This window comes from Frateuria sp., from assembly GCF_035944355.1.
Classification (GTDB): domain Bacteria; phylum Pseudomonadota; class Gammaproteobacteria; order Xanthomonadales; family Rhodanobacteraceae; genus Frateuria_A.
Genome location: NZ_DASZBH010000004.1, coordinates 375,134 through 398,817 on the forward strand (window position 1 = coordinate 375,134; position 23,684 = coordinate 398,817).

The following is a 23,684-nucleotide window of genomic DNA, read 5'->3' on the forward strand; positions in this document are numbered from 1 at the left end:
CGTAAATGATCCGCCTGGTGCGGGCGCTCAGGCGACGTCGGCCGTCCATTCCTCGCGGCTGAACTTGCCTAGTGCCAGCTCCGCCGCTTCGGCCAGCTCGGCGGGGCGCAGGGTGTCCTCGGCCAGGCCGTGCAGGCGGCGGAAGGTGGCGATCATGTGATCGATGATCGCCGCGCGTGACAGGCCGGTCTGGCTGCGCAGCGGATCGACGCGCTTGGCCGCGCTTTGCGTGCCCTTGTCCGAAAGCTTCTCGCGGCCGATGCGCAGGACCTGGAGCATCTTGGCCGCGTCGATGTCGTAGGCCATGGTCACGTGATGCAGCACAGCGCCGCCACGGTGCGCCTGCGCCGCGCCGGCGATCTTGCCGCCCTCGGAGGTGATGTCGTTGAGCGGCTGGTACCAGGCCTTGATGCCCAGTTCGCCCAGGGCCTCGAGCGTCCAGGCATCCATCCAGGCATAGGCTTCCTGGAAGCTCATGCCCTTGATCAGCGAAAGCGGCGCATAGATCGACCAGGTGATGGTGTTGCCCGGCTCGATGAACATGGCTCCGCCACCGGAAACGCGCCTGACCACCTCGATGCCGTGGCTGCGGGCCGCCTCGGCGTCGACCTCGTTGCGCAGCGACTGGAAGCGGCCGATCACCACCGCGGGCGCGGCCCACTCCCAGACGCGCAGCGTGGGCGGGCGGTGGCCGGCGCCGACCTCGTGGGTGAGCACCTCGTCCAGCGCCATGTGCAGCGCGGGCGATTGCGGCGCCGCGTGGATCAGGTGCCAGTCGTGGTCGTGCCACAGCGTGCGGGTCATGCGTCGCTTTCCTGGCGGGTGAGGTATGGATCGATGGCGCGGCGGACCGCGACCGCGATGGCCTCCGGCGAAACCCCGTACATCATCACGCCGGGCGCGAGCTGGGTCCGGATCGCGGCGGCGAGCGCCTGCTCGTCGGCATCGACGGGTTGGCCTTCGAGCGCGGCGTCGATGGCGTGCAGCGCCTCGTCCGGTTCCAGGAAGAAATCGCCGCTGACCTGCACGCCCCGGAGGCAGCCCTCGCACAGTCGCAGGTCGACCACGACCAGCTTGCCGCCGGGCATCTTGTACTCGCCGTGCACGGATGTCCCTCTGCCGATGCCCAAAGCGAAGGCTAGCGCAGCGGCGCCGTGCGCGTCAGCGGTCAGTGACCGTGGAAATGCCCGCTGCCCGTGCCAATCGACAGGCTGACGCCGCCGGTGGGGTGGTCGCAGCTGCCGAACGCCTTGCTGAGATTGACCGTGCCCTGCTGGTAGCTACCGTCGACGTGGCGGCCGCTCATCACGCCCATGCCCACGCTGCCGTGGAGCTGCGGCTTGTTGAAGGTAGCGTCATCGCAGGCGGGAGTGGCTTCCGCCTGGTCGTCGGCGGCGGTGCGGCCGCTGTGGTCGCCGTAGTAGACGCCGGGCGCGCTGGCCGGCCTGGGTGCCGTGCTTGCGGTGGCGGGGAGGTCGCTGGGCGGCAGCTTGAGGTTGAGCGGCGCCCTGGCGTCTTGCGACCAGGCCGGAGCCGTCAGCAGGGAAGCGAGGAGCAGGGCGAGCGGGAATCGGGGGCGCATGGCGGGTTCCGGGGGGCGGTGCCTGGGTGAACGTGCGGAGCACCTTTCAGGTGTACCGGCATTGGAGTGGGTCTCGGCGCGAAAGTTCGGGTTCCTCGCAGGCGCCCCATTCCGTCTGGCGGCCCTCCTCCCGCGATCGCAAGGGGAGGATTCAGCGCGGCGGCTGCATGGGTCCTTTCTCCGGTTTACGGGGCAGGCCGGAGCGCGCCCCGTCTCCCGATGCGCCACCTCAGCCCGTGGTCTCGATGCGCTCGACACGGCGCAGGCCCTGCGGCAGCAGGCCGCCGCGCGTGGCGCGATTGCCGCCGTATTCGACCAGGCTGGACCACTTCAGCGTCAGCTTGCGCTGGCCGGCGTAGAGCGTCACTTCGCCCTTGCCCTCGGCCACCACGGCGATGCCGACCACCTTGATGCCCGCCGCGAGCTTGGCTTTGGGGACGTCGATCAGCTTGTTGCCCTTGCCCTTGTCCAGCTCTGGCAGCTCGGCCACCGAGAACATCAGCAGATGGCCCTCGGTGGTGACCGCCACGATGCGGTCGCGCGCCGGGTCGGCGCTGACCTGGGGAGCGAGGATCTTCGCGCCCTCGGTGAGACTGATGATCTGCTTGCCGGCCTTGTTGCGGCCGGTGAGCGCCTCGAAGCGGGTCACGAAGCCATAGCCGTGGTCGGTGGCGAGGATCAGTCGCGTGTCGTTGTCGCCAGCGGCCAGCGCATCGAAGCTCGCGCCCGACGGCGGGCTGAAGCGGCCGGTCAGCGGTTCGCCGTTGCCGCGCGCCGAAGGTAGCGTGTGCGCCGGCGTGGAGTAGCTGCGCCCGGTGGAATCGATCACCGCGATCTGCTGCGTGGTGCGCGCCTTCACCGCCGCCAGCAGGCCGTCGCCCTCGCGGTAGTTGAGGCCCTCGGCGTCCACGTCGTGGCCCTTGGCCGCGCGTACCCAGCCCTTCTGGCTCAGCACCACGGTGACCGGCTCGCTGGCCACCAGCGCGCTCTCGTCCAGCGCCTGCGCCACTTCGCGCTCGACCAGCGGCGAACGGCGCGCGTCGCCGTATTTGGCCGCATCGGCGCGCAGCTCTTCCTTGATCAGGCCCTTGAGCTTGGTCGGGGATTTGAGCAGCACGTTGATGCGCGCGCGCTCCTCCTCCAACTGATTGCGCTCGGCCTCGATCTTCATCTCCTCCAGCCGCGCCAGCTGGCGCAGCTTGGTCTCGAGGATGTAGTCGGCCTGTTCGTCGGAGAGCTTGAAGCGCTTCATCAGCACCGGCTTGGGCTCGTCTTCCGAGCGCACGATGCGGATCACCTCGTCCAGGTTGAGATAGGCGATGTGCAGGCCTTCGAGCAAGTGCAAGCGACGCTCGACCTTGCCCAGGCGATGGGTGAGGCGGCGGGTGACCGTGTCGGTGCGGAAGCTGAGCCACTCGGTGAGGATCTTCTTGAGGTCCTTGACCTGCGGGCGGCCGTCCAGGCCGATCATGTTCAGGTTGACGCGGTAGCTCTTCTCCAGATCGGTGGTGGCGAACAGGTGCTGCATCACCTCGGCCGCATCCACGCGGTTGGAGCGCGGTACCACCACCAGCCGGATCGGGTTCTCGTGGTCGGACTCGTCGCGCAGGTCTTCCACCATCGGCAGTTTCTTGGCGCGCATCTGCGCGGCGATCTGCTCGAGGATCTTCGATGGGCTGACCTGGTGCGGCAACGCGGTGATGACGATGTTGCCGTCCTCCACCTGGTACACCGCGCGGGCGCGCAGCGAGCCGGTGCCGGTCTGGTAGATCGACAGCAGTTCCCTGCGCGGGGTGATGATCTCCGCCGCGGTGGGGTAGTCCGGCGCGGGGATGTGCTGGGCCAGGTCGGCGACGGTCGCGCCCGGGTTGTCGAGCAGCTCGATGCAGGCGGCCACCACCTCGCGCAGGTTGTGCGGGGGGATGTCGGTGGCCATGCCCACGGCGATGCCCATCGAGCCGTTGAGCAGCACGTGCGGCACGCGCGCGGGCAGCCACGAGGGCTCCTCCAGCGTGCCGTCGAAGTTGGGCACCCAATCGACCGTGCCGTGCGCCAGCTCGCCCAGCAGCGCCTCGGCGATCGGGCTCAGCTTCGATTCGGTGTAGCGCATCGCCGCGAAGCTCTTCGGGTCGTCCGGCGAGCCGAAGTTGCCCTGGCCGTCGACCAGCGGATAGCGGTACGAGAACGGCTGCGCCATCAGCACCATCGCCTCGTAGCACGAGGTGTCGCCGTGCGGATGGAACTTGCCGATCACGTCGCCGATGGTGCGCGCGGACTTCTTGGGCTTGGCCGTCGCCGCCAGGCCCAGCTCGCTCATCGCGTAGATGATGCGCCGCTGCACGGGCTTGAGGCCGTCGCCGACGAAGGGCAGCGCGCGGTCCAGCACCACGTACATCGAGTAGTCGAGGTAGGCCCGCTCGGCGTATTCCTTGAGCGGGATCTGTTCGAAATTGGCTTGCAGGTTCATGCAGGGGGTTTCTGGCACGGGTAACCGGCCGATGGTGCCAGATCGGCCGCAGAGGGGACAGCGTGGCCCGATGCGTGGCAGCGCTCCGGCTTTGCCTGTCGATGGCTACGGCTCCGCGCGAACGCGCCATTCCCGGATTCCCGGGCCCGAAGCTATTGTCGTTCGACGGTCTCGCCCTGCTTCCTCAGCTGGGCCTGCAGGCTGTCCGGCCCGGCCAGGTGGGCGGCGCCCACGGCGATGAACACGGTGCCAGGCTGCTTGAGCATCCCGGCGATCTGCCGGGCCCAGGCCTCGTTGCGTTCGACCAGCAGGCGCTGGTAGAGCTGCGGGTCCTCGCGCTTCATGAGGTCGTTTTCCAGGCGCGCGATGGCCGCGTCGTCGCCGGCCTTCCAGGCATCGATCAAGGCCTTGAGCTCCACGCTGGCGCGGTCGGTGTCGCGCAGGGTGGAGCGCAGCAGGGCGAGCTGCATGGATTGGGGCATGTCGGCGAGGAAGCGGATCTGCTGCTCGGCCGTCTCCAGCCCGCTGACCGGCTTGCCGGCCTTTTCCATGGCCGCGCGCAGCTGGCGATCCACGCCCTGGGCCGGGTCGAGCCCGGCCTGGGTGAGCGGGGCGAGGGTCAGCGTGAGCGCCGCGAGCCACGGGCGCATCACCTCCAGCGAGGCCATGCCGCCGGGCACCTTGGCCAGCCGCGCGGCGCGCTCCAGGCGGCCGCGGTCGAACGGCGTCAGCAGGCCGGAGAGCGGATGGGCCATGTCCATGCCGTAACGCAGCACCAGCGCGGCCATGTTGGCCTGGTCGTCGTCGACGATCTCCACATACATCTTCTGGCTCCCGGCCAGGGCCTGGTCGAGCGCCGGGAAATGCCAGTCGGTGTCGTGCGGCAGCAGATGCACGGTGCCGAACAGGTAGATCGTGGTGTCGGCGTCCTTGACCACCCACAGGCCCGGGTGCGCCCGCGCGGGGAGCGCGATGGCCAGGAGCACGCCCAGGCAGGCGAGGCGGCGGATCAGGCGGAGCTTCATCGGCGCATCCGGAGTCGGCGGTGGCGCCGATCTTGCCTGCATGCCCGCAAGGATGCGACGGGGGCCTGCCTCAGCGCGGCACGCGGTAACCGCCGGGCACGCCGCGCGGGCTCAGCGTCAGTTGCCAGAGCTGGTCGCGCCGGCTGCGGAACACGGCGGCGGACACCGAAAGGTAGTAGTGCCACATGCGCCGGAAGCGCTCGTCGTAGCGGTGCGAGAGAGCCGGCCAGGCGGCGTCGACGTTGGCCTGCCACGCGGTGAGGGTGCGATCGTAGTCGGCGCCGAAGTTGTGCCAGTCCTCGACCACGAACAGGCCTTCCAGCGCCGCCGCGACCTGGCTCATGGCCGGGATCATCGAGTTGGGAAAGATGTATTTCTCGATCCACGGGTCCGGCCGCGAGGGCGCGCCGTTGTTGCCGATGCAATGGAGCACGAAGAGCCCTCCGCCATCGGGGCCATCCTCGCGCAGGCAGCGGCGCGCCACCTCGAAATAGCTGCGATAGTTGAGCGCGCCGACGTGTTCGAACATGCCGATCGACATGATCGCGTCGAACGGTTCGTCGAGCTGGTGGTAATCCTGCAGGCGGATCTCGATGGGCAGGCCGGCGCAGAGCGTGCGCGCGTAGTCGGCCTGTTCCTGCGAGACGGTGATGCCCACGCCCTCGACGCCGTAGGTCTGCGCCGCGTACTTGAGCGCCTCGCCCCAGCCGCAGCCGATGTCGAGCACGCGCTGGCCGGGCTTCAATCGCAGCTTGCGGCAGACCAAGTCGAGCTTGGCGACCTGCGCGTCATCGAGGTTGTTCGCCTGCGCCCAGTAGCCGCACGAGTACACCAGCCGCTCGCCGAGCATGGCCTGGAACAGGTCGTTGCCCAGATCGTAGTGCGCCTTGCCGATCTCGAAGGCGTGCTCGCCGCGCTGCAGGTTGATGAAGCGGGCCTTGAGGTGGGCGATCAGCGTGTCGAGGGTCTTGAGCTCCTCGTCGATCTGCGCACGCAGCAGGCGGGTGAACAGGCCCGGCAGGTCGTCGCTATCCCACCAGCCGTCCATGTAGGCCTCGCCCAGGCCGAGCGAGCCGTGCGCGAAGACGCGCGCGTAGAGGCGCTCGTCGTGGACGCACAGGTCGCAGGGCGGCGCTTCGCCGGCGCGCACGCCGGCCAGGGCGAGCAGGTCGATGGCACGGCGTTGCAGGGACTGCTGACGCATCGGCATTCCAGCGCTCCTGTCGGATGCGGCGCGCTTCACTTCGCGCCCAGAACTCCAAAGCGTATGGCCGAGGTTGCATAGACCACGTCGACACCTTTGGCACGCACGGCGGCCACGAAAGCCTCGGCCTGCTCCGGCCGCAGCAGGAACTCCACCTTCACCGGCAAGTCGTCGGCCAGCTCGAAGAACGCCTCCTCGTGCAGCACGCCGTGGCGGCCGAAGCCGGCAGTGGCGCGGAACACCGAGCCGCCGCCGATGCCCAGGCGCCGGGCCTGCTCCAGCAGCCACTCGGACAGCAGCCTGCCGTCGTGGCGCGCGCGCAGGTGGGCGTAGAAGCACAACTGCACGCCCTCGATCGTGGTCTCGCTCATGCCGGACTCCCTGGGTCAATGGCGCAGCAGGCCGCGGGTGAGCGCGATGCCGAGCAGGGTCAGGCCGACCGAGCCGGCCAGGTGCATCAGCAGGTGGCCGCCGAACCAGAGGTATTGCTGGCGCAGCAGCAGGGTGGAGGATTCGGCCGAGAAAGTGGAGAAGGTGGTCAAGCCGCCCAGGAAGCCGGTGAACACGAACAGGCGCAGCTCCGGCGGCAGCGTCTGGAAGTGGTCCCACACGCCCATCGCGCAGCCCATCAGCAGGCCGCCGATCAGGTTGGCCGCGAGCGTGCCGGGCGGCAGCGTGGGAAAGACATGGTTGAGCAGGTTGCCCAGCAGCCAGCGCAGCCAGCAGCCGAGCGCGCCGCCGAAACCGATCGCGAGAAATCCGGTGTAGCCCACGAGAGCGCTCCTCAAAGACCCGAGTCGTTCGGACGTCCGCGCTGCGGGCACGCGCCCGCACCCGGAGACGATCCGGTGTGCAGGCATCATCAGCCCCGCATCCTTGAAGTGCTGCGTGGGCGGTTCGTTCCGGCGGAACGGGAGGCATGCCATCTCCCCGGCGCAGGATGCTAGCGGATGGGGAAGGCGGGCGGCAAAGGGCGCTCCCATCAGCCCTGCGGGCAGCTTCCCCATGGAAGGGTGGAGGATCACCCGCCGTCTCGCCGGCCACCGAACCCTTCCCCCGCGAGCGTGGGGAAGGCGCCGACAGGCATGGGGCAACCCTGCGAGAAGCCGCCGTGCACGCCGGATCAGCGCCGACGCGCGTGGCATACTCGCTACCGCTTCCCGGCGCCCTCCCATGACCACCACCCATCCTCCCATCCGGCGCAGTCTCCCGTGGCTGCTGGCGGGCCTGTCGATGATCGGCCCGTTCTCGATCGACGCGGTGTTCCCCGCGTTTCCGCTGATCGGGGCCGCGTTCGGGGTGGCGCCGGTGGCGCTGCAGCAGCTGCTCAGCGTCTACCTGATCACCTACGCGGCGATGAGCCTGTTCCACGGCGCCATTTCCGACGCGATCGGGCGCAAGCCGGTGATCGTGGCGGGCATGCTGGGCTATGCGCTGGCCTCGGTGGGCGCGGCCCTGTCGGTGTCCTTCGGCATGCTGCTCCTCTGCCGCGGGGTGCAGGGCGCCTGCGCGGGCGCGGGACTGGTGGTGGGGCGCGCGGTGATCCGCGACAGCCTGGAGGGCGAGGCGGCGCAGCGGCTGATGTCGCGGGTGATGATGATCTTTTCGGTGGCGCCGGTGATCGCGCCGATGGTCGGCGCGCAACTGCTCGGGCTGGACGGCTGGCACGGCATCTTCTGGGTGCTGGTGGGGTTCACCTCGCTGCTGGCGCTGCTGCTGGTGTTGCTGCTGGAGGAGACCCATCCGCCGCAGCGGCGTACCCGCTTCGCGCTCAAGCCGCTGCTGGCCAGCTACGCGTCATTCGGCCGCGACGGGCCGTTCTGGCCGCTGCTGGTATCGGTGACGGTCAACTTCTCCGGCCTGTTCCTTTACATCGCCTCGGCACCGCGCGTGGTGCGCGGCTTGCTGGGACTGTCGGCGCAGGGCTTCCCGTGGCTATTCATTCCGGTGGTGGCGGGGCTGGTCGGCGGCGCCTGGATTTCCGGCCGGCTGGCCGGCCGGCGCGGCGTGGGCTTCACGGTGAACCTGGGCTATGGGGTGATGCTGCTGGCCTGCGTGGGGCATCTGGCGCTCGCGTTGGCCTTGCCCTCGCCGCGGCTGCCCTGGTCGATGCTGCCGCTGGTGCTGCACGGCGTGGGCGTGCAGCTGGCGTTCCCCACGCTGACCCTGCTGCTGCTGGACCGCTTCCCGCACCAGCGCGGCGGCGTCTCCTCGGTGCAGGCCTTCGCCAGCCTGCTGTTGTGCAGCGTGGTGGCGGGCGTGTTCTCGCCGCTGCTGTCGGTGGACATGCTGCATCTGGCGTGGGGCGCCAGCGTGGTGACGGTGGTCGGCGCGCTGACCTGGGCGATCTACCTGGGCATGAGCCGCCGCCGGCGCGAGCCCCAGCCGCGCGACATCGAGCTGCAGGCGCAGATCGCCGAACCGCGCTGAGCGCGCGGCCCGCGCTGTCCGCGGACACGCGCCCTCGCGTGACTTTCGCCAGTCGGCCGGGCAGCGCCGGCTGTCTATGCTGCGCCTCGTCCCCGGTTGCCCAAGTCTCCGATGCGCCCTTTCGCCCCCCGACCGTCCCGGCCCCGTGGCCTTCTCGCCGCGCGCGCGCTGGCCGCCGCAGTCGCCCTGCTGGCCCTGCCGGCCATGGCGGTCGAGGTGGACGGCCACATCGATCCGGTGGAGTGGCAGGGCGCCATGCACATCACCGATTTCCGCAAGACCCAGCCGCTCAACGGCGAGCCGGGCAGCCTGCCGACCGAGGCGTGGGTGCTGTCCACGCCCGAGGGCCTGGCGATCGCCTTCCGCTGCATCCAGCCGCCGGGCGTGCCGCGCACGCACCAGCGCATCCGCCGCGACGAGCAGGCGCAGGTCGACCGCGTGAACCTGATGGTCGATTTCGACGGCGACGGGCGCACCGCCTACAACTTCATGGTCACCCTCTCCAACGACATCAACGATGCGGTGGTGACCCAGCAGAACCAGTTCAACACCGACTGGGACGGCAACTGGAAGCACGCCGTCAGCGAGGACGCGCAGGGCTGGAGCGTGGAGATACTGATCCCCTGGTACATCGCGCCGATGCGCAGCGCCGTCGGCGGCCAGCGCACCATCGGCCTGTACCTGGACCGCGTGATCGGTTCCACCGGCGAGCGCGACGCCTGGCCGGTGGCGAGCTTCAACAAGCCGCGCTTCGTTTCCGATTTCAGGCCGGTGACCCTGCCGGCCTACACGCAGCCGCTGTTCGCGGTGACGCCCTACATGGTGGCCGTGCGCGACCAGGTGCACCGCGACAACAATTTCAAGGGCGGCGCCGACATCTTCTGGAAGCCCAACGGACAGACCCAGCTCACCGCCACCATCAACCCCGACTTCGGCCAGGTGGAGAGCGACGACCTGGTGGTGAACTTCGGCGCCGAGGAAACCTTCTTCACCGACAAGCGGCCTTTCTTCACCGAGAACCAGGGCATCTTCGATTTCGGCATGCTGATCGACAACAGCCAGCTGATCTACACCCGCCGCGTGGGCGGGCCGGCGGACGACGGCAACGGCGCCGGCGATGTGACCGGCGCGGTGAAGCTCAACGGTAGCGTGGGCGCCACCCGTTATGGCGTGCTGGCGGCGCAGGAAAGCGGCGATGCCGGGCGTAGCTTTTCCGCGCTGCGGCTGATCCACGACTTCGGCACGCAGACGCTGGGCATGCTCGCCACCCGCGTGGAGCGCCCTTGGCTGGGCCGCGACGCCGACGTGCTGGGCATCGACCACCGCTGGCAGCCCAACGCGCAGCTCTCCGTCACCAGCAACGTGGTCGGCAGCGCGATCGACCAGCAGGGGCGCACCGTGCGCGGCATGGGCGCCACCTCGGTGGTCGAGTACGAGATGAACGAGCGCTGGAGCCAGCAGTGGCTGGCGATGCATTTCGACGACCGGCTCGACCTTAACGACTTCGGCTACCTGCCGCGCAACAGCCTCAACTACGCGCACTGGGAAGTGCGCCGGCGCTACGCCGATCTGCCTGCCGATTCGGCCTACGCCTCGCACCTGTGGCGCTGGCGCATCATCGCCATGGACAACGACCACGGCCTGCCGCTGCAGCGGCAGTTCCGCACGGTCCTGCAAAGCCAGTTGCGCGACGGCGGCGAATCGGACTGGCAGCTCAGGGTCGACGCGGCTGCCCACGACGACCTGCTCACCCGCGGCCACGGCGCGCTGCACACGCCGCCCACCGCGCTGCTGGACTGGGAGCGCAAGAGCCCGCGCAAGGGCGACTGGTCGTGGAAGTCGGAAGTGACGCTGAAGGGCAGCGACCGCGTGGGCCTGCATCGCATCGGTTACGAGACCATCCTCCAGCCCACCTACTTCATCAACGACGCCTTCAGCGTGTTCACCGGCATCGACTACCAGTTCAGCCCCGACTGGCTGATCTGGCAGCACGACAACTTGGTCGGCAGCTTCGATGGCCACTCGATCCTGCTGGACGCGGGCCTCAACTGGAACATCGGCAACCGCCAGGAACTGCGCGTGCGGCTGCAGGCGCTGGGGCTGGATGCACGGCTGCTGCAGGCCTACCGCGTCAACGGCGACATGCGCGCGGTGGCGGTGGCCGACCCGGTGGCCGACTTCAGCGTGCGCCAGCTCGGTTTCCAGATCCGCTATCGCTACGAATTGGCGCCGCTGTCGGACCTGTACGTGGTGTACGGGCGCGGCGGCTACGCGCTCGATCCGCGCTTCGACGAGGCCGGCAGCCAGTTCGGCCGCAGCTTCGCCTTGCGCGACAGCGAGCAGTTGCTGGTCAAGCTGGCCTATCGCTTCGAGCTGTAGGCCGGCGCAGGGCATCGACCCGTTGACGCGGTGCGCGGCATGCTGCGCGGATGACTCCCGACTTCATCGCCTCGTTGCTGGGCCGCCCGGCCGCCGTGCTGCCGCGCGACTTCTACCGGCGCGATCCGCGCGTGGTGGCGCCGGCGCTGCTCAACAAGGTGCTGCTAGGCGTCGACGGGCGCAGCGGTCGCATCGTGGAAACCGAGGCCTATGCAGGGGCGATCGACCCGGCCGCGCATTCCTGGCGCGGGCGCACGGCGCGCAACGCGACCATGTTCGGTCCGCCGGGTTTGTTGTACGTGTACTTCACCTACGGCATGCACTGGTGCTGCAACCCGGTGTGCGGCGAGCAAGGCGAGGGCGTGGCGGTGCTGCTGCGGGCGCTGGCACCGCTGACCGGATTGCCGGCCATGCGCGCGGCGAGGCCCTCCTGCCGGCACGATCGCGACCTGTGCCGGGGTCCGGCGCGGCTCTGCCAGGCGATGGGCATCGCCGGCGCGCAGGACGGCATCGACCTGGTCGAGGGCGCCGCCGGCTTCACCCTGGTGGACGACGGCACGCCGCCGCCGGCCGAGCCCGGGGTCTCTCCCCGCATCGGCATTACCCGCGCCGCTGCGGAGCCCTGGCGCTGGTACGTGATGGGCGACCGGCACGTGTCTAGATAGCCGCGCGCGCGTCCATCGCCGCTTGACATCGTCTTGATGCGCCGGAGCAGACGGTGCGGCCGATCCACCCGGAGGCCTCGCCATGCCCTACAAATCCACCCACGACCTGCCCGAATCGGTGCGCGACAACCTGCCGAGCCACGCGCAGGAGATCTTCAAGGAGGCGTTCAACAGCGCCTGGGACGAATACGCCGATCCGGACAAGCGCCGTGGCAGCGAGTCGCGCGAAGAGGTGTCGTTCAAGGTCGCCTGGTCGGCAGTGAAGAATGAGTACGAGAAGGGCCAGGACGACAAGTGGCACCCCAAGTAGGCGACTGGCATGGCGCGGGGCGCGTGCGTGCGATGTGGCTCGGTCCGCCGGTCATCCGGGTCAGCCGCAGTGTGGCCTGGGCGATGCGGCCGTGTACCAGCCGCGAGTCGGCGATGCACCGGCGGATCGGACCACGGCCAACGAGGGCCGGGTGATCACGACCTGACTTCGGTGCATCGCCGGCGGCTCAGCCGGCCGCATCGGCCACCACCGCCGTGGCCTTCGCGTTGGAGGCCGCAAGCGAAGTGGGCGAGGGCAGGACCAGCATGGCGCTCATCACGCCCACGCACAGCAGCAGGCAGGCGGCGAACAGGCTGTGCAGCATCAGGGTTTCGAATTTCATGGTGGTGCTCCGCGATGGATGGAAGGTCTTTCGCGGATGGGATGGCACAAGCCGTGCCAAAGGTTTGATCCCTCGTAAATGGCGCTACGGCGCGATTCTGCGAAAGACCGCCGCGCCGCGCGGCTGTCCGCGGACGCCCGCACACGGACAGCGTGGCGGACAGCGGTCGCGGCGATCCGGGTAGCGTCGCGAGCCGTGCATACGCGCATGACGGGTCGCCGTGACGAATCGGTCGCGCCGCCTGCGCTAGCCTGCTTGCCCTTCGCCCATCACGAGGTTCCCGCGCCATGCGTCGCATCGGCCTGATCTCCGATACCCATGGCCTGCTGCGCCCGGCGGCCGTCGAATTCCTGCGCGGCTGCGAGCGCATCATCCATGCCGGCGACATCGGCGGCGGCGCACTGCTGGATGCGCTGGCCGCGCTGGCCCCGGTCACCGCCGTGCGCGGCAACAACGACAGCGAGGCGGAAATCGCCGCATTGCCGCAGACCACCCAGCTGGAGGTCGGCCCGGTTCGGCTGTACGTGCTGCACGACCTCAAGCAACTGGCGGTATCGCCGTCCGCGCTCGGCGTGAACGTGGTGGTGTCCGGGCACTCGCACCGCCCGCTGGTGGAGGAACGCGAAGGCGTGCTCTACGTCAACCCCGGCAGCGCCGGGCGGCGGCGCTTCAAGCTGCCGATCAGCGTGGGCGAACTGCTGATCGACGGGCGCGAGGTGATGCCGCGGGTAGTCGAGCTGGACGGCTGAACGATCGACGGCCCACAGGCCGGCGCGGCTCGTCTGGCCGGCAGCAACCCCAACCCTTGCGATGCAGCCATGGGCGAGGCTCCCGGGAGGATGCTGCAGGTTCCGGCCAGCCGGAACTCAACCGACGGCAGGGTGGGCTTCGGGCAGCGCCTTGCGCCAGTCGCGCAGGCCGATCGCCGCCAGCACCACAAAGCCGGCATAGAGCACCGCGGTGATCGCCAGATCCTTGTAGACGTATTCGCCCACGTAGACCAGGTCGACCGCGATCCATAGCCACCACGCCGCTACGTGCCGCCGCCCCTGCCACCACTGGGCGACCAGGCTGAAGGCGGTCAGCGCGGCGTCCAGCCAAGGCAGCGCGGCGTCGGTCCAGCGGTGCATGACGTAGCCGAGCGCGAGCGCGGCGGCCAGTCCCAGCGCCAGGTGCGCGGCGAGCTGGCGCGGCGGCAGGGGCGCGACCACCACGCGACCGTCGTTGCCCAGGTGCCGCAGCCAGCGCAGCCAGCCGTACACGATCAATCCGGCGAAGGCACCCTGCAGCAGCGCGTCGGAGTAGAGCTTGGCGTGGACGAAGATCCAGCCATAGACCAGCACCGAGGCGAAGCCGACCGGCCAGCACCAGGCACGCCGCCGCGCGGTGAGCCACACGGCCCACGCGCTCAAGCCCGCTCCGATGAGCTCGATCGCGTCCATCAGAAGGCGTAGCTTACCGACAGGCGGGCCAGCCGCGGCGCGCCGGGGAACAGGTAGCTGTCGCCGTACGCGCTGCCGGTATCGCGCCAGTAGAAATGGTTGAACAGGTTGTCGATCGACAGGCGCGCGGTGAGCGCATGGCCACCGATGGTGGTGGCGTAGCGCAGGCCGGCGTCGAACACGTGGTAGGCCGCCACGCGCACGCGGCCGTCCGGGGTGGCGACGTTGGGCGAGGCGTAGCGCCAGCCGCCGAGCAGGCTGAGCTGCGGCGCGAAGGGCAGCCGGTAGTCCGCATACACCGCGGTACGCAGGCGCGGCACGTTGGCGACCTGGTGACCCTGGTACGCGGCGGTGCCGGTGTCCTGCGCGCGGGCACGGATCACGTTCGCGCTGGCGGTCAGGCTCAGGTTTTCGCTGATGCGGCCATGGGCGCCCAGCTCCAGTCCGGTATGCACCTCCTCGCCGTGCTGCACGAAGGTGAAGCCGGCGGGCGAGGCATCCGGCTGGGCGAACTGGTAGGGCTGGCGGATACGGTAGAGCGCGCCGCTGAGATCCAGCGCGCCGCCCACCTGGTACTTCACGCCCGCCTCGAGCTGGCGCGAGAGGCGCGGCGCGAGCGTCTGGCCGTCGTTGCTGGTCCAGTACGGCGCCTGCATGCCCAGCGACAGGCCTTCGCTGTAGCTGACGTAGGTGGTGAGCGGCTCGCTCGGCTGCCACAGCACGGCGGCCTGCGGCAGCGCGCGGCTCATGCGGGTGTCGCGCTCGGGCGCCCCGGCGCTGTCATAGGCGCGCTCGTGCAGCCGCAGGAAGCGGCCGCCGGCGATGACCTGCCACTGCTCGCCCAGGTGCAGGCGGTCCAGCGCGAACAACGAATGCTGCCAGCTGGTCAGGCGGCGTTCCAACGGACCGGGCTGGTTCGGCGAGGGGGCGAAATACGGTGGATCGACGTCGGCGATGTTGGCGGTGCCCACGTAATCGTAGACATCCGCGCGCTGGTCGTTGAGGCGGCGGAACGCGCTGGCGCCCAGGGTGAGCTGGTGGCTTGCGCCGCCGGTATCGAAGTGGCCTTCGAGGGTCGCGCGGGCCTCGTCATCGATGCGCGTGTCGTCGGGGCTGCGGTAGTCGTAGACGTCGTAGTCGCCGTTGGGCGTGAAGAAGTTGCCGGGCTCGCCGCTGACGCAAGCCGGCGAATAGAAGCAGCCGTAGGCGAAGGCCACGTTGTCGTTGATCACGCTGCGGCTGTGGCCGGCGGCCAGGCGCAGGCGCCAGTCGTCGCTGAAGGCGTAGCTGAAGCGCGCGCTGGTGTTGGCGGCCTGGATCGAGACCGGTCGCTGCCACGGTTCGAAGCCCAGCATGCGGGTCGGGTCGGCGTGCCCGGGAATCGCGTTGCCGCCGAGCAGTTGGTAGCCGGACACCGAGCGCTGTGCGCTGGTCTGGTAGTCGCTGTCCAGCTCCAGCGTGGCGTCGGGCGTGATGCGCCAGTCGGCGGCGACCGCATAGAAGTTGCGGCGGCCGTCGGCGTGATGGACGTACGAATGGGTATCTTCCCAGGCGAGGTTGGCGCGCAGGCCGAACGTCGGCGTGAGCCAGCCACCCACGTCCAGCGCGCCGTAGCGTGAGCCGTGGGTATCCGTGCCCAGCGTCGCCTCGCGCACCTCGGCCGGGCGCTTGCTGACGAAGTTGACCACGCCGCCGGGCTCCATCACGCCGGCCTCGAGGCCGGCCAGGCCCTTGAGCACCTCCACCTGCTGCTTGTCCTCCAGCGCGATGCGCTGTTCGCCGGCGATGGTGAGATTGTTCAAGCGCAGGCCGGTGGCCAGGTCCAGCGGATAGCCGCGGATGGCGATGTCCTGGTAGTAGCCGACCGGAGCGTAGTTGTCGCCCAGCGAGGCGTCCTCGCGCGCCAGTTCGCTCAGGGTGCGGATCTGGCGATCGTCCAGCTGCTTGCGCGCGATCACCGTGACGGCCGCGGGCGTGTCGTGCAATGCGGCGTTGCCGTAGGCGTCGATGGCGGTGCCGTGGCGGTCGCCGTGCGTCTTGCCTTCCACGCGCACGGGCGCGAGGTCCTTGGCCTGGGCGGCGTCGGGCAGGTCGGCGCCGCGCGCGGCGGGGACCAGTGCGGCGGCCAGGGCGAGCAGCAGGGGCGTGCGGGGGAGGTTCATCGTCGGCTCGTCGTCAAGGGAATGGACGAAGCGACGGCGGAACGCACGCCCAGGCGGACGCGCGACTCCGAATCAAGCTCCCTACGCCGGTACAAACCGGATCAGGTTCCAAGGGACTCTCTCAGCCCGGCCGTTCGCCGGGCACCCCCGCTTCAAGGCGGCTATTGAAACACGGAACGGACGTCCAAACCAGCCGATGCGCGATCGCGGCGCCTCAGCGCAACGACCGGATCGCTTGCAGCATGGCCTGTCCGGGCGGCGTGGCGAACCATGCCGCATGCCCGCGCAGGAAGGTGTGCCAGGCGACCTCGGCGCTGGCCGGCGAGCGGGTGACGGCGCTGAAGTACTCCACTTCCGACAGCGCGAACTCCACGTGCACCAGCGGCAGCAGGTCGGCCAGAAGATCGATATCGTCCGCGCCGAGCGGACGCTGCGTGCGATAGCCGGCGACGAGCGCGCGCGCGGTTTCCGGGTGTGCCGCCGCGGGGCCGGTATCGAGCGCGAGCCAGGCGATGGCGTTGCGTTCGATCGCGGTGGCCAGGTCGAACAGCGCGAAAGTGCGCGCGGCGAGGCCGAAATCGAGCACGGCGGTGATCTCGGCACCGTCGCCGGCGCCGCTCCAGCAGAGGTTGGAGACGTGCCAGTCGCCGTGCGTCCACAGCCGCGGCTGCGCAGCCAGGCGAGCGTGCGCGCGGGCGTGGAAGGGCGCGAGCGCTTCGCCGAGCTCGGTGCGCCAGTCGCGCGGTTCGAGCCAGGCGGCCAGGCCGGGGCGTTCGGGCAGCTGCGCGGCGAGCGCGGCCAGCGGATCGGCCGATGCGATGATCTCGCTGCGCGCCACCAGCACGTGCGTGCTGCGCTGGGGCGCGGCATAGCCCGCGGCCGCGTCGTGCAGGCGCGCCAGCATGGCGCCGGCGCGGTAGGCGTGCGCGAGGTTGGGCAGCGGCTCCCAGGAGATCGTCTCGCGGTAGAGATCGACGCCATCGGCGGGCGCGTGCACCTCGTAGGTCCAGTCGCCGCTTTCGATGGCGGTCAGCCCGTCGGCGTCGGCCAGCACCGCGGGTACCGGCAGGCCCGCCGCACGCAGCCACGCGCCGAAGGCGTGTTCCTCCGCCAGCGTGGCGCCGGTGCGCACGCTGCGGTGGTGGCGCTTGACGAACACCCGGCCGCGCCCGGTCTCCACCAGTCCGGCCGCGGAGAGCGGCCGCGGACTGTGCCAGCCGATCGCGCACGCCGGCGCCAGCTGCGGATAGCGCGCCAGCAGCGCCGACACCTCGGACAGGGCGAGCGGCGGCCAGTCGGGTGGTACGTCGTCGGCGGCCAGGCCGTGGACGAGGTGCTCGGTGTCGGTCATGCGTGTCGGGCGGCGGCGGGGCTCACCATTATGGACTGGCGTTCGGGTTTTCCCGCTGCTGTTTGTGCGTCTCTCCCAAGAGCGCCCTGTCCACCTGTCCGCGCCTTTCCCTCGATCCGCGGCGAAAGGATCGGGCGTGTGGCGTCTTCCGCAGCCTTCCGCGCCCCGGCCCGATCGCGTCTAATGCACGTTTCCCCCGCAACGCAAAGAGCCGATGAGCGCGCTGCTGCTGTTGTTCACCTGCCTGGTGCTGGGCGCGCTGGTGGCGCGCCTTGCGCGGCCGCCTGCGGGGCTGGCCGCGGGGCTTAACTGGTGGGTGATCAACGTGGCGCTGCCGGCGCTGGTGCTGGAGCTGATACCCAGGCTCAGCTTCGATCCGCAGCTGTGGTTTCCGGTCGCGGCGATGTGGCTCACCTTCGGCGGCGCGTGGCTGCTGTTCGGCTGGCTGGGGCCGCGGCTGCGCTGGTCGCGCGAGCGCACCGGCGCGGTGATCCTGGTGTGCGGCCTGGGCAACACCTCGTTCATGGGTTATCCGCTGATGCAGGCGCTGTACGGCCAGAGCGGGCTGACGCTGGCGGTGGTGGCCGACCAGTTGGGCGCGTTCCCGCTGCTGGCTTCGGTCGGCATCGTGGTGGCCTGCCTGTACGCCGGACGCACGCCGCAACCGGCGGCGATCGCGCGGCGCATAGCCACCTTCCCTGCGTTCGTGGCGTTGCTGGTCGGCATCGCGGTAGGCATGTTCGGCGGCTGGCCGCCGGCGATAACGGCGGTATTCGCGCCGCTGGGCGCCACGCTGACGCCGCTGGCGCTGTTCTCGGTGGGCCTGCAGTTCAAGTTCCACCCGGGCGAGCGCCAGCTCGCGGCGGCCGGCCTGGGCCTGGGCTGGAAGCTGCTGCTGGCGCCGCTGGCGTGCTGGGCGCTCGGCATCGCCGCCGGCGTCGGCGGGCTGGTGCTGACCGTGGGCGTGCTGCAGGCGGCGATGGCGCCGATGGTGTCGGCCACCATCCTGGCCGACGAATACGGCTTGGATCCGCCGCTGGCCAACACCATCCTCGGTGCGGGCATCGTGCTTTCCCTGCTCAGCGTGCCGCTGGGCAGTTTCCTGTTGCGTTGAGGTGGACTTGGACCCGAACGAAACACCGGCAGGCGTGCGCGCCGACGTCTGGCTCTGGGCCGCGCGCTTCTTCAAGACGCGCAGCCTGGCCAAGCAGGCCATCGACGGCGGCAAGGTCGACGTCAACGGCGCCGACTGCAAACCGGCCAAGCTGCTGCACGCGGGCGACCGGCTCCAGATCAGCCGCGGCGAGGAGCGCCTGGAGGTGGTGGTGCAGGCGCTCTCCGAACGGCGTGGCTCCGCGCCGGTCGCCCAGACGCTCTATCGCGAGACCGAGGCCAGCCTGGCCGGCCGCGAGGCGGCGCGAGTGCAGCGCAGGCTCGGCGCGAGCGGGCTGTTGCGACCGTCCACGCGACCGGACAAGCAGGCGCGCCGGCTGATCCAGAAGTTCAAGGACGAGCAGTCGTAGCGCCGGCGCGGCGTCGGCGCCCGGCGGGCCGGCGGTCGACCAGTTCGAGCGCCGTGCCGCGCGCCGCTTCGCGCACCTCGCGGCGGAACGACTCGTCCTCGAACGTGCGCGCGAGCACCATGCCGCCGATGCACAACGCGGCGAGCGCCAGTCCGCGCTTGCGTGCGTCGGCGGACCAATCGGTGGAAAGGCCGTCGGTGAAGATCCCGGCCATACCTTCGAGCAACTGGCGATAGGCCTGCTTCACGCGCGGGCTGGCGCGGGCGACGTCCGAGGGCAGCGCGATCATCGGGCAATGCCCTTCCAGGTCGTCCAGGTGCGCCTGCGAGAGATAGGCGTCGACCAGCTGCCGCGCGCGCGCCTTGCCCTGCCGGGCCGGATCGAACGCCAAGCCCTTCCAGCGCGTGGCGGGATTGAAATTCCGGTAGGCCATGATCGCCTCGACGAACAGCTCCTCCTTGGTGCTGAAGTGGCTGTAGAAGCCGCCGCGGGTGAGCCCGGCGCGCGCCATGATCTGGTCGATCGAGACGTCCACGAACCCCTTGCGGTTGAACAGTTCGCGCGCGCTCTGGACGATGCGCGCCCGCGTGCTGCGCTTGTGTTCGGCGGTGTAGGGCATGGTGGCCACCTGTGGGGACGGAACGAAGCGGCGCCAGCCTACTGCGCCCGCAAAATATGTTCTTGAACATATGTAGGGCGTGGGCAAACTCGGCTCGTTCCCAAAGGGGCGACGCGCTCCTTCATCCCCACGGAGGCAACGACATGAAGTTGTATTACGCAGAGACGATGAACCCGCGCAAGGTCTGCGCCCTGGCGAAATACCTGGACCTCCCGGTGGAATATGTCCGGGTGGATCTGCGCAAGGGCGAGCACCGCACGCCGGATTTCCTCGCCATGAATCCGAACGGCAAGGTTCCGGTGCTGGTCGACGGCGACCTGGTGCTGTGGGAGAGCACGGCGATCATGGTGCACCTGGCGGTGAAGGCCGGCTCCGACCTGTGGCCGGCGGACGCACCGGGGCAGGTCGAGGTTCTGCGCTGGTTGTGCTGGGATCTCACGCACTTCTCGCGCCACGGCTCGGCGCTCTATTTCGAGAACCTGATCAAGCGCTACATCGGTCGCGGCGAGCCCGAGCCTGCCGCCGTCGAAGAAGCCACCGGCTTTTTCCGGAACTTCGCCGCAGTGCTGGATGCCCATCTGGCAACGCGGGATTTCGTCGCCGGCGACAAGCTCAGCGTCGCCGATTTCAGCGTGGGCGTGCTGCTGCCATGGGCCAGGGAGATCAGGCTGCCGATCGAGGATTTCCCCAACATCGTTCGCTGGCACGAGCGGATGATGGCGCTGCCGGGATGGCGCGAGCCGTTCCCCGAACCGCTGCCGGCCGTAGCCTGAGGATGGCGCCGGAGCGGCGGAAAACGCCGCCGTCCGGCGCGTCGATCCACTGGCGCGGCGCGCCCTACCGTTTCAAAGCAGCGCTTTGAGGCGGTAGAGCGCGTCCAGCGCTTCGCGCGGCGCCAGGGCGTCCGGGTCGAGGTCCCGCAAGGCCTGCTCCGCCGCGGACGGGCCAGGTGGCGTGAAAAGGCCCAGTTGCGGGGAGGTATCCGCCTTCGATTTGGGCGCAGGCGTCAGCTGCGCGCCGCGTTCCAGCTCGGCCAGCGTGCGGCGCGCATCAGCGATCACGCTCTTGGGAAGGCCTGCCAGCGCGGCCACCTGCAGGCCGAAGCTGCGGTTGGCCGGGCCTTCCTTCACCGCGTGCATGAAGACCAGTTGATCGCCTCGCTCCTTGTGATGATGTTCGACCGCGTCCAGGTGGACGTTGGCGATGCCGGGATATTCGCCGGCCAGTTCGGTCAGCTCGAAGTAGTGCGTAGCGAACAGCGTGAAGGCGCGGCTGGCCGTGGCCAGATGCACGGCTGCGGCGCGCGCGAGCGCCAGGCCGTCGTAGGTGCTGGTGCCGCGGCCGACCTCGTCCATCAGCACCAGGCTCGCCTCGGTGGCGTTGTGCAGGATGTTGGCCGTCTCGCTCATCTCCACCATGAAGGTGGACTGGCCGCGCGAGAGGTCGTCGCCCGCGCCGATGCGGGTGAAGATGCGGTCGACCGGGCCGATGCAAGCGCGCGCCGCCGGCACGTAGCTGCCGATGTGGGCGAGCAGCACGATCAGCGCGTTCTGGCGCATGTAGGTGCTCTTACCGCCCATGTTCGGGCCGGTGATCACCAGCATGCGGCGGGTGTCGGTCAGATCCAGGTCGTTGGGTTCGAAGGGTTCCTCGCGCACCTTCTCCACCACCGGGTGGCGGCCGCGCTCGATGCGGATGCCGGGCGTGTCGGTGAGGTCGGGCACTCTCCAGTCCAGCGCTTCGGCGCGCTCGGCGAGGTCGGCCAGCACGTCCAGTTCGGCGATCGCCGCGGCGGCGTCCTTGAGCGGAGCGAGCCGTTCGATCAGCGTGGCGAGCAGGTTCTCGTAGAGCGCGCGTTCGCGCATCAGCGAGCGCTCGCGGGCCGAGAGCACCTTGTCCTCGAAAGCCTTCAATTCCTCGGTGATGTAGCGCTCGGCGTTCTTGGTGGTCTGCCGGCGCGTGTAGTGCGTGGGCGCCTTGTCAGCCTGCGCGCGGGTGATCTCGATGTAATAGCCGTGCACGCGGTTGTAGCCGACCTTGAGCGTGCTGATGCCGCTGGCGGCCTTCTCGCGTTCCTCCAATTCGACCAGAAACTGATCGGCGTTCGTCGACAGGCGCCGCAGTTCGTCCAGCTCGGCGTCGTAGCCCTCGGCGATGACGCCGCCGTCGCGCTGGATCACCGGCGGCTGGGGAACGATCGCGCGCTGGAGCAGGGCGGCGGTATCGGCGTGGTCGCCGATGCGCGCCACCAGACTGGCCAGGAGCGGGTCGGGCTCTATCTGAAAAGTGCGGCCATGGATGGCCGCTTTTTGCCCTTCGCGATCAAGGACGATCGCACAGATACCGGGCGCCGCCGCGAGGCCGTCGCGCAAGGTGGAAAGATCGCGCGGGCGCGCCGAGCCCAGTGCGACACGGGCGAGGATGCGCTCCAGGTCGCCGATGCCGCGCAGCTTCTCGCGCAGCGGCTCGTAGGCGCGCGCCTCGATCAGCGTGGCGACGGCCTGGTGGCGCAGGCGCAGCGTGTCGCGCGAGCGCAGCGGCCGGTTCAGCCAGCGGCGCAACAGTCGCGCGCCCATCGGCGTCACCGTCTCGTCCAGCACGCCGAGCAGGGTGTGCTCGATGCGGCCGCTGGGATGCGTGTCCAGCTCCAGGTTGCGGCGGGTGGCGGCGTCCAGCGCGATGGTCTCGCCCGCGCTCTCGACCGCCATGCCGGTCAGGTGTGGCAACGCGCTCTTCTGGGTCTCCTCGACGTAGCCGAGCAGGCAGCCGGCCGCCGCGATGGCCAGCGGCAGGCCGTCCACGCCGAAGCCGGAAAGATCGCGCGTGCCGAAGAAACGGTTGAGCTCCCGCCGTGCGGCATCGAGGTCGTAGTGCCACGGCGGACGCTTGCGCAGGCCAGGCAGGGAGGTGACCAGCTTGGGCCAGGCGCCGTCCTCGCCGATGAGCGTCTCGGCCGGCTGCAGGCGCGCCAGTTCCGCCGCCAGCGCCTCGGCGGTGGCCGCCTCGCTCAGCAGAAAGCGGCCGGAGGTGAGATCCACCCAGGCCAGGCCGAAGGCGCCCTGCGCGCCGGCATGGATCGACAGCAGCAGGTTGTCGCGGCGTTCTTCCAGCAGCGCCGCGTCGGTCACCGTGCCGGGCGTGACGATGCGCACCACCTTGCGCTCGACCGGTCCCTTGGAGGTGGCCGGATCGCCGATCTGCTCGCAGATCGCCACGGATTCGCCCAGCCGCACCAGCCGCGCCAGATAATTCTCCGCCGCGTGGTAAGGCACGCCGGCCATCGGAATCGGCGCGCCGGCGGACTGGCCGCGCTGGGTCAGCGTGATGTCCAGCAGCCGCGCCGCCTTGCGCGCATCGTCGTAGAACAGTTCGTAGAAATCGCCCATGCGGAAGAACAGGAGCACGTCCGGGTGCTCGGCCTTGGCCGCCAGGTACTGGCGCATGAAGGGGGTGTGCTGGGCGGTGTCGTTGAGGTTCATGCGAGGGAGATGTCAGCCGGTCGCCGGCTGGCATGGTCCTGCCGGGAGGCCATGGAGTGTACATGCCGCTCCCGCCCATCGGTCCGATCTTGCCGCGATGCTCCAGAGCAGTTAGAACGCCCCTCTGCGCGACCATTCGGAGTCTCAAGTCTTGTCCTCAACAGTTCCCACCGATGCGCAGCTGTCCGAACTCGCGGCCCAGGTAGCCAAGGAACTCCTGCAGCACAAGCTGATGCTGGTCACCGCCGAGTCGTGCACCGGCGGCTGGATCGCCAAGACGCTGACCGACCAGCCCGGCAGTTCGGCCTGGTTCGACGCTGGCGTGGTGGTCTACAGCTACGAGGCGAAGGAGGCGCTGCTGGGGGTGAACCCGCGCACGCTCGAGCACGCCGGCGCGGTGAGCGAGGAGACCGTGCTGGAAATGGTTTCCGGCGCGATGGCGCGCTACGGCGCCGGCGTGGCGGTGGCGGTCACCGGCATCGCTGGACCCAGCGGCGGCACGCAGGACAAGCCGGTCGGCACCGTCTGGATCGGCTGGAAGCGCCGCGGCGGCTACGCCCACGCACGGCTGTTCCATTTCAGCGGTGACCGTGAGGCGATCCGCCGCCAGAGCGTGGCCGCGGCGCTCAGCGGCGTGCGGAAAGCACTGACGGAATGAGATGCCCCGCGCCGGCGGCGGGACTTGACGGGTGTGGGATACTTG

General features: G+C 69.8%; 23 protein-coding genes and 2 riboswitches. Of the genes, 9 read left to right on the plus strand and 14 right to left on the minus strand.

Annotated elements, in window-relative coordinates:
• Window positions 1-27: 27 nt before the first annotated feature.
• The 8 genes from VGU03_RS02805 to crcB form a co-directional block, all read right to left on the minus strand.
• Entirely contained in the window at window positions 28-804 is a 777-nt protein-coding gene (locus VGU03_RS02805; protein WP_327478436.1) for a lipoate--protein ligase family protein, read from the minus strand.
• Window positions 801-1,088: a biotin--protein ligase gene (locus VGU03_RS02810; RefSeq protein WP_327478438.1), complete on the minus strand. Its 288-nt coding sequence runs from the start codon at window positions 1,086-1,088 to the stop codon at window positions 801-803. Before VGU03_RS02810 ends, VGU03_RS02805 begins: the two co-directional genes overlap by 4 nt.
• Before the next feature lie 80 nt (window positions 1,089-1,168).
• A complete protein-coding gene (locus VGU03_RS02815; protein ID WP_327478440.1) occupies window positions 1,169-1,582 on the minus strand; it encodes a hypothetical protein in 414 nt (137 codons plus the stop codon).
• 229 nt (window positions 1,583-1,811) lie between these two features.
• Entirely contained in the window at window positions 1,812-4,049 is a 2,238-nt protein-coding gene (gene parC / locus VGU03_RS02820; protein WP_327478441.1) for a DNA topoisomerase IV subunit A, read from the minus strand.
• Window positions 4,050-4,201: 152 nt separating this feature from the next.
• Window positions 4,202-5,074, minus strand: coding sequence for a TraB/GumN family protein (locus VGU03_RS02825; protein WP_327478443.1), 873 nt, complete (start codon window positions 5,072-5,074; stop codon window positions 4,202-4,204).
• Window positions 5,075-5,144: 70 nt separating this feature from the next.
• Window positions 5,145-6,278 (minus strand): cyclopropane fatty acyl phospholipid synthase, encoded by a 1,134-nt coding sequence (gene cfa / locus VGU03_RS02830; RefSeq protein ID WP_327478445.1) that lies wholly within the window; start codon window positions 6,276-6,278, stop codon window positions 5,145-5,147.
• 35 nt (window positions 6,279-6,313) lie between these two features.
• Window positions 6,314-6,649, minus strand: a complete 336-nt coding sequence (locus tag VGU03_RS02835) for a DUF190 domain-containing protein (RefSeq protein WP_327478447.1) — start codon at window positions 6,647-6,649, stop codon at window positions 6,314-6,316.
• Window positions 6,650-6,664: 15 nt separating this feature from the next.
• Window positions 6,665-7,051, minus strand: coding sequence for a fluoride efflux transporter CrcB (gene crcB, locus VGU03_RS02840; protein ID WP_327475772.1), 387 nt, complete (start codon window positions 7,049-7,051; stop codon window positions 6,665-6,667).
• A gap of 73 nt (window positions 7,052-7,124) precedes the next feature.
• Window positions 7,125-7,217, minus strand: a riboswitch (Fluoride riboswitch).
• 234 nt (window positions 7,218-7,451) lie between these two features.
• On the opposite strand from crcB, the gene VGU03_RS02845 reads away from it, so the two are divergent.
• From VGU03_RS02845 to chaB, 4 genes are all read left to right on the plus strand, one after another.
• Window positions 7,452-8,708 carry a multidrug effflux MFS transporter gene (locus VGU03_RS02845; protein ID WP_327478449.1) on the plus strand — a complete coding sequence of 419 codons (1,257 nt, stop codon included), beginning with the start codon at window positions 7,452-7,454 and terminating at the stop codon, window positions 8,706-8,708.
• Window positions 8,709-8,819: 111 nt separating this feature from the next.
• On the plus strand, window positions 8,820-11,087 hold the full coding sequence (locus VGU03_RS02850) for a DUF5916 domain-containing protein (RefSeq protein WP_327478451.1): 2,268 nt from the start codon (window positions 8,820-8,822) through the stop codon (window positions 11,085-11,087).
• 50 nt (window positions 11,088-11,137) lie between these two features.
• On the plus strand, window positions 11,138-11,752 hold the full coding sequence (locus VGU03_RS02855) for a DNA-3-methyladenine glycosylase (RefSeq protein ID WP_327478453.1): 615 nt from the start codon (window positions 11,138-11,140) through the stop codon (window positions 11,750-11,752).
• A gap of 82 nt (window positions 11,753-11,834) precedes the next feature.
• Window positions 11,835-12,062, plus strand: a complete 228-nt coding sequence (gene chaB, locus VGU03_RS02860; RefSeq protein WP_327478455.1) for a putative cation transport regulator ChaB — start codon at window positions 11,835-11,837, stop codon at window positions 12,060-12,062.
• Between the two features lie 187 nt (window positions 12,063-12,249).
• Here chaB and VGU03_RS02865 read toward each other — a convergent pair whose 3' ends face one another.
• Window positions 12,250-12,405 (minus strand): hypothetical protein, encoded by a 156-nt coding sequence (locus VGU03_RS02865; RefSeq protein WP_327478458.1) that lies wholly within the window; start codon window positions 12,403-12,405, stop codon window positions 12,250-12,252.
• A gap of 287 nt (window positions 12,406-12,692) precedes the next feature.
• Between VGU03_RS02865 and VGU03_RS02870 the strand changes: the two genes are divergently transcribed.
• Complete coding sequence (locus VGU03_RS02870; protein ID WP_327478460.1) at window positions 12,693-13,154, plus strand: metallophosphoesterase family protein; 462 nt, start codon at window positions 12,693-12,695, stop codon at window positions 13,152-13,154.
• A 117-nt stretch (window positions 13,155-13,271) separates the two neighbouring features.
• Here the strand turns inward: VGU03_RS02870 and pnuC are convergent, their stop codons facing one another.
• The 3 genes from pnuC to VGU03_RS02885 form a co-directional block, all read right to left on the minus strand.
• A complete protein-coding gene (gene pnuC, locus VGU03_RS02875) occupies window positions 13,272-13,847 on the minus strand; it encodes a nicotinamide riboside transporter PnuC (protein ID WP_327478462.1) in 576 nt (191 codons plus the stop codon).
• Window positions 13,847-16,009, minus strand: a complete 2,163-nt coding sequence (locus VGU03_RS02880) for a TonB-dependent siderophore receptor (RefSeq protein ID WP_327478464.1) — start codon at window positions 16,007-16,009, stop codon at window positions 13,847-13,849. The genes pnuC and VGU03_RS02880 overlap by 1 nt, the downstream gene beginning before the upstream one ends.
• 61 nt (window positions 16,010-16,070) lie before the next feature.
• A riboswitch (TPP riboswitch) is annotated at window positions 16,071-16,168 on the minus strand.
• Window positions 16,169-16,223: 55 nt separating this feature from the next.
• Window positions 16,224-17,360, minus strand: a complete 1,137-nt coding sequence (locus VGU03_RS02885) for a phosphotransferase enzyme family protein (RefSeq protein ID WP_327478466.1) — start codon at window positions 17,358-17,360, stop codon at window positions 16,224-16,226.
• A 214-nt stretch (window positions 17,361-17,574) separates the two neighbouring features.
• On the opposite strand from VGU03_RS02885, the gene VGU03_RS02890 reads away from it, so the two are divergent.
• Together VGU03_RS02890 and VGU03_RS02895 are read left to right on the plus strand one after the other, a co-directional pair.
• Window positions 17,575-18,474 carry an AEC family transporter gene (locus tag VGU03_RS02890; protein WP_327478468.1) on the plus strand — a complete coding sequence of 300 codons (900 nt, stop codon included), beginning with the start codon at window positions 17,575-17,577 and terminating at the stop codon, window positions 18,472-18,474.
• Between the two features lie 7 nt (window positions 18,475-18,481).
• Window positions 18,482-18,883, plus strand: a complete 402-nt coding sequence (locus tag VGU03_RS02895) for an RNA-binding S4 domain-containing protein (protein WP_327478470.1) — start codon at window positions 18,482-18,484, stop codon at window positions 18,881-18,883.
• Here the strand turns inward: VGU03_RS02895 and VGU03_RS02900 are convergent.
• Window positions 18,864-19,502: a TetR/AcrR family transcriptional regulator gene (locus VGU03_RS02900; protein ID WP_327478472.1), complete on the minus strand. Its 639-nt coding sequence runs from the start codon at window positions 19,500-19,502 to the stop codon at window positions 18,864-18,866. The genes VGU03_RS02895 and VGU03_RS02900 overlap by 20 nt on opposite strands.
• Window positions 19,503-19,645: 143 nt before the next feature.
• Between VGU03_RS02900 and VGU03_RS02905 the strand changes: the two genes are divergently transcribed.
• The gene (locus VGU03_RS02905) at window positions 19,646-20,275 is read left to right on the plus strand and encodes a glutathione S-transferase family protein (RefSeq protein WP_327478473.1); all 630 of its coding nucleotides are present in this window, start codon (window positions 19,646-19,648) and stop codon (window positions 20,273-20,275) included.
• 72 nt (window positions 20,276-20,347) lie between these two features.
• On the opposite strand, the gene mutS is transcribed toward VGU03_RS02905, so the two are convergent.
• Window positions 20,348-22,981, minus strand: a complete 2,634-nt coding sequence (gene mutS / locus VGU03_RS02910) for a DNA mismatch repair protein MutS (protein ID WP_327478475.1) — start codon at window positions 22,979-22,981, stop codon at window positions 20,348-20,350.
• Between the two features lie 151 nt (window positions 22,982-23,132).
• Here mutS and VGU03_RS02915 point away from each other — a divergent pair, with 151 nt between their 5' ends.
• Window positions 23,133-23,639, plus strand: coding sequence for a CinA family protein (locus tag VGU03_RS02915; protein ID WP_327478477.1), 507 nt, complete (start codon window positions 23,133-23,135; stop codon window positions 23,637-23,639).
• Window positions 23,640-23,684 lie beyond the last annotated feature (45 nt).